This window comes from Okeania sp. SIO2F4 (assembly GCF_010672385.1).
Classification (GTDB): Bacteria; Cyanobacteriota; Cyanobacteriia; order Cyanobacteriales; family Microcoleaceae; genus Trichodesmium.
This window is the reverse complement of sequence record NZ_JAAHGT010000541.1, coordinates 1-6,519: the sequence shown is the minus strand read 5'-3', so window position 1 is coordinate 6,519 and position 6,519 is coordinate 1. Positions and strand designations below refer to the sequence as shown.

The window sequence follows — 6,519 nt, the reverse complement described above, 5'->3', positions numbered from 1 at the left end:
TACCAGTCACTCGCTCAATGGCTCGGAATCCCATGCCGTTAAGAGACATTTTTAGACAAAGCTCTTTAACGTCAGAACTATAACCCGCAGGACAGGGGCTTTCTCGAAACTGACGGCCACAATCACGGCACAGATAACTCTGTTTTCCCTGACGATGACCATTTTTCACTACTTTATGGCTTTGACAATAAGGACAATCCATCTCTCAATAAAATTCTAGAATATCATTCTCTATTGTGCAACACCATAGCTAAGGCTGGGTCATGACGTAATTTGTCGTGGTCATTAACATCTTCATTAAGATAAGTCCATAAATTCTTTGAGCAACTAATTGATGAACTGAATAATCTACATAAGATAAATTTCTATAGTTTTGAAAACAAAGTGCCAACCTCTCGGTGATTTTTAGCTTTTTGTCTAACTCAGCCATGAACACAATTCCAGCATCATCAGTAATTATTCCTCCAGAGAAATTAGCGATAACTTCTTTTCCTTTAAACCTAGCATCAAAAATTTATTCACTCTTACCTCAGAATTAGTATTAATTTTAGATAGGACTCAGTGGCAAAATATTAACATATTAATGATTAGTGTAGCAGGGATTACCTTGGGATTAGCGATCGCCTTTTTATTATACCTCACTAGCTTGGCAAATGCTATAGTCTTCCTGATACGTTCAAATCCTAAATTACAATGGAGCTGTTTTTTAGCTAATACTAGTCTTTTTCTCTTTTTTAATCTTGCCAATACCAGCTAAATTTTTCACCACTTTTTGTGGGAGTATAATAAAGCATGAACCTCTCTATTCAAAAATAGATCGCCTCTAGAAAAGCTAGATTTGCTGCGAACTTCCTCTAAGGTGAAAGATGGTATATTTTGCATTTCTGGGTCAGCTCCGACTTGAATCAATAGATCGGCAAATTCTACTTTTTTATTAAAAGGTCGAATAGCTCTAATCTTGACACCTGAACTAATTAATGTTTCTGCAACTAACTTAACGTGTTCTATATTTACTTTTGAACCAAACCAAATTGAATTACTAGGCACATCTACTGTCAAAGTTGGTAAAAGTATAACTTGATAATCTAAACTTCTTAAAGCTTTTTCAACTACTCCATTATCAACATCTTTAGGAAAATACTCAACCACCACAGAATTTTCTTGTTTCTGAGAAAAATTATCCCCCAACAAACTTAATTCATCCTGCAAAACTTCCCGATATACTGTTGGTAAATGCCTACTCATAGAATTAGTTTCAATTCCATATCCTAAACTCGTCCATGTACCAGATAATAACCGCAAAACTTGATTTAATTTTCCCTTTCTTAACAACCCAGGAATATCTGCTTTCCAATATTTGCGATCGCTTAACCAACCATGTACAACAGCATCTTGATATTTTGGCTCAAAACTGTAAGATGCCCAAAATAGAGACCAACCACGTTGGGGATGATAACGTTTTGCCATGAGATACCAAGTATTGCTTAACATTTGATATCTTCCTGCTGCAGTGCTACAGTTTCCTTTATTTGGACCAGCAACAATTTTGATACACCAATCTGGATGTTTTCTCAGGTTAGATACCTTTTTACCTGTATAAACAACATGATAAGGTTGAGCATAATTAGACTCACTAGCTGAAATAGTTCGCATTAATGCCCTAATATAAGGATCTCCACCTTTCATTGCTAGTCGAGGCCATTTTTCTTCATCATCATAATTATATTGATTAGGAGAATTTAATTTGGTTAATTGCTGTTTATTTAGATTTAATTTTCCCTTAAAAATCTGGAAAAAAGATATAAAAGAGACGATAAGTATAGATATAAAAATTAAGCGTTTGAAAAGCATAAAACGGACTTGAGAAGGCTTTCGTATCTTTCTTCTAATTTTCGGTTTAACAGAACGCATCTAAATCGTCAAGGGTAATTTTCTAAATATTCTTCTGAGAGCTTTTGACAATGAATTACATTTGTTAAAGTCTCTAATAAACATCTAGTTTAACTCAAGTTACCAAAAGTTGCACCTGCTGTTTAATAGGTAAAATAGCTCTAATTTTTTTACAACAATTACTGTATTGAAATAATTCAAAAATGTGCTATGTAACAAATCAATTTAAAACTACACTCAAGAGACAGAAATAAATAATTCTGCCAAAGACTTTTCCGGTGCTTCTGCCTGAGTAACAATCTCAACAATTTTATTGCAAGCTGCTGTTTGAAATATTGCCTCCACAGAAACTTGTGCTACCTTAGTACGAGGAATACTGCCCTCAAATAAGCGATCGGCAGATTCCATAACAATAGGAAATTGATTATCATCATTTTTCAGACCGCCTGGGCGAACAATAGTATAATTAAGACCACTTTTCTCAACATATCCTTCAGCTTGTTTCTTCCAGAATAAAACCAGCCAGAACAAATTTAGGGGGTGAAAAAATCGAGACACACACAAGGATGAAACCAAAACAAAACGTTCAATACCCTTCTGTTTTGCAACATCTACTAAATTTTTAGTTCCTAAATAATCAACTTTATATGGGCCAGTAAAGTCAAAATTAGGTCTAGCACCTGTAGCACATAGCACCACTTTGCTATCCCCAATAGCAGTGTAGAAACTACTAGGATGAAGAACATCTCCCATTACCAACTCTGCTTCTGGAGGCAGAATTTCTCTAGCTGTTTCTAAGTTACGAACTAAAGCCTTAACAGGAATATCTCGTCTCACCAACTCTTGTACAATCCGACGACCTGTTTGGCCAGTTGCTCCGGCGATGAATACTTTCATATCTTCATATATATAAAGTTGTAATCCAACCAATAATCAATTTTGGCTGACTGTTAGGAACTGGGCTTGATTTTATAGAAATGAATTATTAATTATCATACTAAGATGATACATTTACTGCTATTTGATTTCAAGCAATTATAACAAAGGCTTTGGGTCTGTTTATTCTCTTGCTGTTCATATTTTATTTGTTACTAAATACCGTAAAAAGGTGATTAATGTCCAAATACTGGAAAAGTTAAACACGCATATTTGATGAAACTTGTCAAAAGTGGGAATGTGAGTTCGTTGAGTTTAACGGTGAAGTAAACCATGTACATTTGTTAATTAGTTTCAATCCAAAAGTTTAACTGAGTCAATTCATAGCTAATCTCAACACTGTTTCTAGTAGGTTAATCAGAAGAGACTTTGCTGATTATCTAGGTAGATTTTACAGAAAACCTCTACTGTGGACTGGCTCTTATTTTGTTGCTAGTTGCGGTGGTGTAACCATTCAGCAATTAAAACAATATGTTGAGCATCAATCAACACCAGTTTAAGAAAATTGTCGGCAACTCCTCTCCCGTTAAATCGGAGATTATAACCGGAGCCCCCTTGCGGAATAAAGTTTTATAAATTAAAGATCCAATTTGGCAATCCTAAAATTATTGGGTATAGTGTATATATATATACACTATAGTCCTAATCATGCACGACAATTTTGCTGTAGATAAAACCTTAGAAATGGACAAAAACTTGATTAGTAATTGTTACTTAAGTACAACAGAAATAGAAACACCAGAAACTAGCAAAACTAATTGGTTTAACACTAAATATAGTGACTGCATGGAACTGTATGTAGATATTGAAACGGTAGCAAAGCACTTTGTATCTCACCGGAATTGGTTTTGTCGATGCGCTCATCCGATGAAAGTTGAGCCTCTAGGAGAAAATGGCTATGATTTGTTGATTGGAAAATTGGGTGCTTTGGGATACCAGGTAGAAGCTAGAGTTGGTTTGGAGCTAGTGCCACCAGATTCCGCAGGAATATATAGAATTAGGAATATACAAGTGCCAAATTATACTCCTCCTGGATATGAAATTCAATTTCAATCAGAAATGAAATTGGTAGAGTTACCCACGGATCAATTCTGTAGTCAGAAAGAGATTCAAAAATTGGGACTCCCCCCTGTGATTACTGGGGCAAAATGGAATCTAGATTTGACTGTGGGTGTCAAGTTTCCTCAGTTTATTCATAAAATGTCCCCTGGTTTGATTCAGAAGACTGGCAATGGGTTATTACTTAAAGTGGTACGTCAGGTATCCCAGTGTTTGAGCTACAAAACTCAAATGGATTTTCATACTACCTATAATTTGCCATTTCCCAAGCAAAGAAAAAGAAAGTAGGGGCTTGGTCACCAAACCCCTAAATAAATATTTATTTATAGCTGATTCATAAATCAAATATTAAACTATCTCTCAAAGAATCCACGCGGATTTATCCGATGGACTGTCAAAATGTTTTACATATTGCTGATAATCCTTAACAGAATTTCTACACCTGTTACTGCTTGCCAACTAAAAAGGCCCAAGATTGAAACGTTCAGAACTATATGGCTGTAACGCGCCCAATCTTGGCCTTTCTGCATAAAAGGAGTTAAAGAAGCAGATAGAGCGATCGCTCCTGTCATGCCTAATCCTGCCAGGAGGTGAGGACCAAAAAACAGCTTACTATTATTAATATAAGTGACGGCCATTCCACCAAGAGACCCCAAAACCATGAAAGCTAGGATTAGGGAACCAACTTGGTGATGCTTGATTTTAAATTTAGCAAATTCTTTTTTCTTTTCTGTTTCTGTGGCAGTTCTACTGTTGCGAACTTTAATACCGAGATACAAGGCATAAATTGTCAAGGCCAAAAGTACCCACATAATAGCAGGATGGAAAAAGTTGAGCCATGGTTTAATAGATTCTGGAATTGGCAGATCCATAAATTAATCTTCTCTCTAGGATTCGTAAAAAAACTTTATAAAACTTAGTATAACAGCTAGTCGATCTTATTTGATAGTGACGCTCCCGATAGCCGATCATGTAGATAAGTTTTGGGTTTCTCCTGACCAGAGGGTAAGCTGACTGAAAAACTGGGTCTGATAAAAAAACGAATTAAAAAGTATCGCCAATTAAGTAAATCATCTCAAAGTTGGTTGGAGACCTGCGCTCTCCCGTAGGGTAGCGTCGTCCGCGAAAACCAACTCATGCGGTTTTTACGATAGTATGCTATGGCAATGAGCGCTCAGGTATTTACAAGGCCCAGCTCAAAGTGCATTCTAGAAAAGGCGTACAAAAAATAATGTGTAAATATGCCAGCGCACATTGCTATACTATTAATAAATTAAGGCTGCTCGGCTAGTAGTGTCAGCGCTAGTCGCTCATGGGGGAGACCCCAAGACCACCCTGGCAAGTCTTTAGGAGCGGGCCTTTACACCGAAAAGAGGTTCGGCTAATTAGGCAAGTGTATTGTTTCGCTTTAGCTTTTCGGCTGTCGCCGACATGAAACGCTTCGCGACATGAAACACGACATGAAACGCGACATGAAAAGCGCACCTCCTCTGCAAGAGGTAGCAGAAAGCTCCTACCAGTTATGGAGCAGGAATCCGGCTTTATCGCGTAAGGGCAACGTCGGGAGGATGTTAATAATAGTATTTCTCACTAAGCATGAGGTAGACTATTATCTTTACTTCACTATTGCCTCTTGCCTAAAGCCTAGAGTTTTATACCTCTCCAGTATGGGAATTGCTATATCTAATACCAATTTCATAAAATATTGCTACAGTCACGATACAGGGAATAGGGAATAGGGAATAGGGAATAGGGAATAGGGAATAGGGAATAGGGAATAGGGAAAGAAAAAAATAATAAAAAAAGATGAAAAAACGTTTAATTTTTACAATTTATGTAATTTATAATTTTTTATTGTAGGAATAAATCATAAATTTAAGATGTAACTGCCTATGCATGAATTTGGTATAAGAATACTCAAGGTTCTAAACGGTACGAAAAAGCTTGAGTCAGAGTCGCTAAATTTCTTGCCAAACTTAAAGACACTAAAATCGATTTTCTCCATAAGTTATCCACTAAAATAATTCCTGAAAACCAAACAATTATTTTAGAATATTTGAATGTTTCTGGTATGGTTAAAAACCGAAAATTGTCTAGAGCAATTAGTGATTTAGGCTGGAAACAATTTCGCACCTTATTAGAAGGAAAAGCAGAAAAATATGGTCGTAATTTGAGAGTAATTAGTCATTGAGCAAACTACCAAAATGTGTTGATGTTGCAGTTTTTCAGTCTGAAAATTAGACATTTAAATTAGAGAAGGGGAATTTATTAATTGTGAAACTAAACACGACTGCGATGAAAATGCAGCATTCAATAATTAATAATAGGTAATTATTAATTACCTATTATTAAAAAGAAGAGGATTGGTTAAAAAGAATTTTTTTGTTCTCTTGGTCGATTGGATATGGTTAGGTAACTCATCCATCCCATCCTACGGAATTATCCGCAAACGATCGCTCTCTTGGTCGATTGGATATGGCGTTTTTGCTGGCGCAAAGCTATCCTAGGTCATGCTCCGCAAACGCTTTTCATGTCGGCGAGCAGACGAAACGACCGCTTTTTTCTCCTTGAAAGGAGAGGCTTTAAACCTTAATTTTTCGGTAAATATATTAGTCACCGGAGGACATTTGGAGA

The 6,519-nt window shown here is 36.2% G+C and carries 7 protein-coding genes and 2 pseudogenes; 4 read left to right on the top strand and 5 right to left on the bottom strand.

Annotation, left to right across the window (positions count from 1 at the left end):
* From F6K22_RS27015 to F6K22_RS27000, 4 genes and pseudogenes are all read right to left on the bottom strand, one after another.
* The coding region (locus F6K22_RS27015; RefSeq protein ID WP_483244164.1) for an IS1/IS1595 family N-terminal zinc-binding domain-containing protein at positions 1 to 202 on the bottom strand (202 nt) is incomplete at its 3' end.
* A gap of 37 nt (positions 203 to 239) precedes the next feature.
* Positions 240 to 514: pseudogene (locus tag F6K22_RS27010) on the bottom strand (transposase); the annotation flags it as partial.
* A 248-nt stretch (positions 515 to 762) separates the two neighbouring features.
* Positions 763 to 1,851: a glycoside hydrolase family 24 protein gene (locus F6K22_RS42510; RefSeq protein ID WP_363274516.1), complete on the bottom strand. Its 1,089-nt coding sequence runs from the start codon at positions 1,849 to 1,851 to the stop codon at positions 763 to 765.
* A 276-nt stretch (positions 1,852 to 2,127) separates the two neighbouring features.
* On the bottom strand, positions 2,128 to 2,787 hold the full coding sequence (locus F6K22_RS27000; protein WP_293105189.1) for an NAD(P)H-binding protein: 660 nt from the start codon (positions 2,785 to 2,787) through the stop codon (positions 2,128 to 2,130).
* Positions 2,788 to 2,911: 124 nt separating this feature from the next.
* Here F6K22_RS27000 and F6K22_RS43155 point away from each other — a divergent pair, with 124 nt between their 5' ends.
* The 3 genes and pseudogenes from F6K22_RS43155 (at position 2,912) to F6K22_RS26990 (ending at position 4,173) form a co-directional block, all read left to right on the top strand.
* Positions 2,912 to 3,043, top strand: a complete 132-nt coding sequence (locus F6K22_RS43155; protein WP_375340200.1) for a transposase — start codon at positions 2,912 to 2,914, stop codon at positions 3,041 to 3,043.
* Positions 3,036 to 3,326 (top strand): annotated as a pseudogene (tnpA, locus tag F6K22_RS26995) (IS200/IS605 family transposase). Before F6K22_RS43155 ends, tnpA begins: the two are co-directional and overlap by 8 nt.
* A gap of 148 nt (positions 3,327 to 3,474) precedes the next feature.
* Entirely contained in the window at positions 3,475 to 4,173 is a 699-nt protein-coding gene (locus tag F6K22_RS26990) for a DUF1997 domain-containing protein (protein ID WP_293105184.1), read from the top strand.
* Between the two features lie 116 nt (positions 4,174 to 4,289).
* Here the strand turns inward: F6K22_RS26990 and F6K22_RS26985 are convergent, their stop codons facing one another.
* The gene (locus F6K22_RS26985) at positions 4,290 to 4,757 is read right to left on the bottom strand and encodes a DUF4079 domain-containing protein (protein WP_293105182.1); all 468 of its coding nucleotides are present in this window, start codon (positions 4,755 to 4,757) and stop codon (positions 4,290 to 4,292) included.
* A 1,118-nt stretch (positions 4,758 to 5,875) separates the two neighbouring features.
* Here F6K22_RS26985 and F6K22_RS26980 point away from each other — a divergent pair.
* Positions 5,876 to 6,076 (top strand): IS200/IS605 family accessory protein TnpB-related protein, encoded by a 201-nt coding sequence (locus F6K22_RS26980; RefSeq protein WP_363274518.1) that lies wholly within the window; start codon positions 5,876 to 5,878, stop codon positions 6,074 to 6,076.
* The last annotated feature ends 443 nt before the right edge of the window (positions 6,077 to 6,519 follow it).

Bases quoted from the DNA above. Each gene is read 5' to 3' on its own strand.
- F6K22_RS27000 (WP_293105189.1), bottom strand. From the start codon at position 2,787: ATGAAAGTATTCATCGCCGGAGCAACTGGCCAAACAGGTCGTCGGATT.
- F6K22_RS26985 (WP_293105182.1), bottom strand. From the start codon at position 4,757: ATGGATCTGCCAATTCCAGAATCTATTAAACCATGGCTCAACTTTTTC.
- F6K22_RS26990 (WP_293105184.1), top strand. From the start codon at position 3,475: ATGCACGACAATTTTGCTGTAGATAAAACCTTAGAAATGGACAAAAAC.
- F6K22_RS42510 (WP_363274516.1), bottom strand. From the start codon at position 1,851: ATGCTTTTCAAACGCTTAATTTTTATATCTATACTTATCGTCTCTTTT.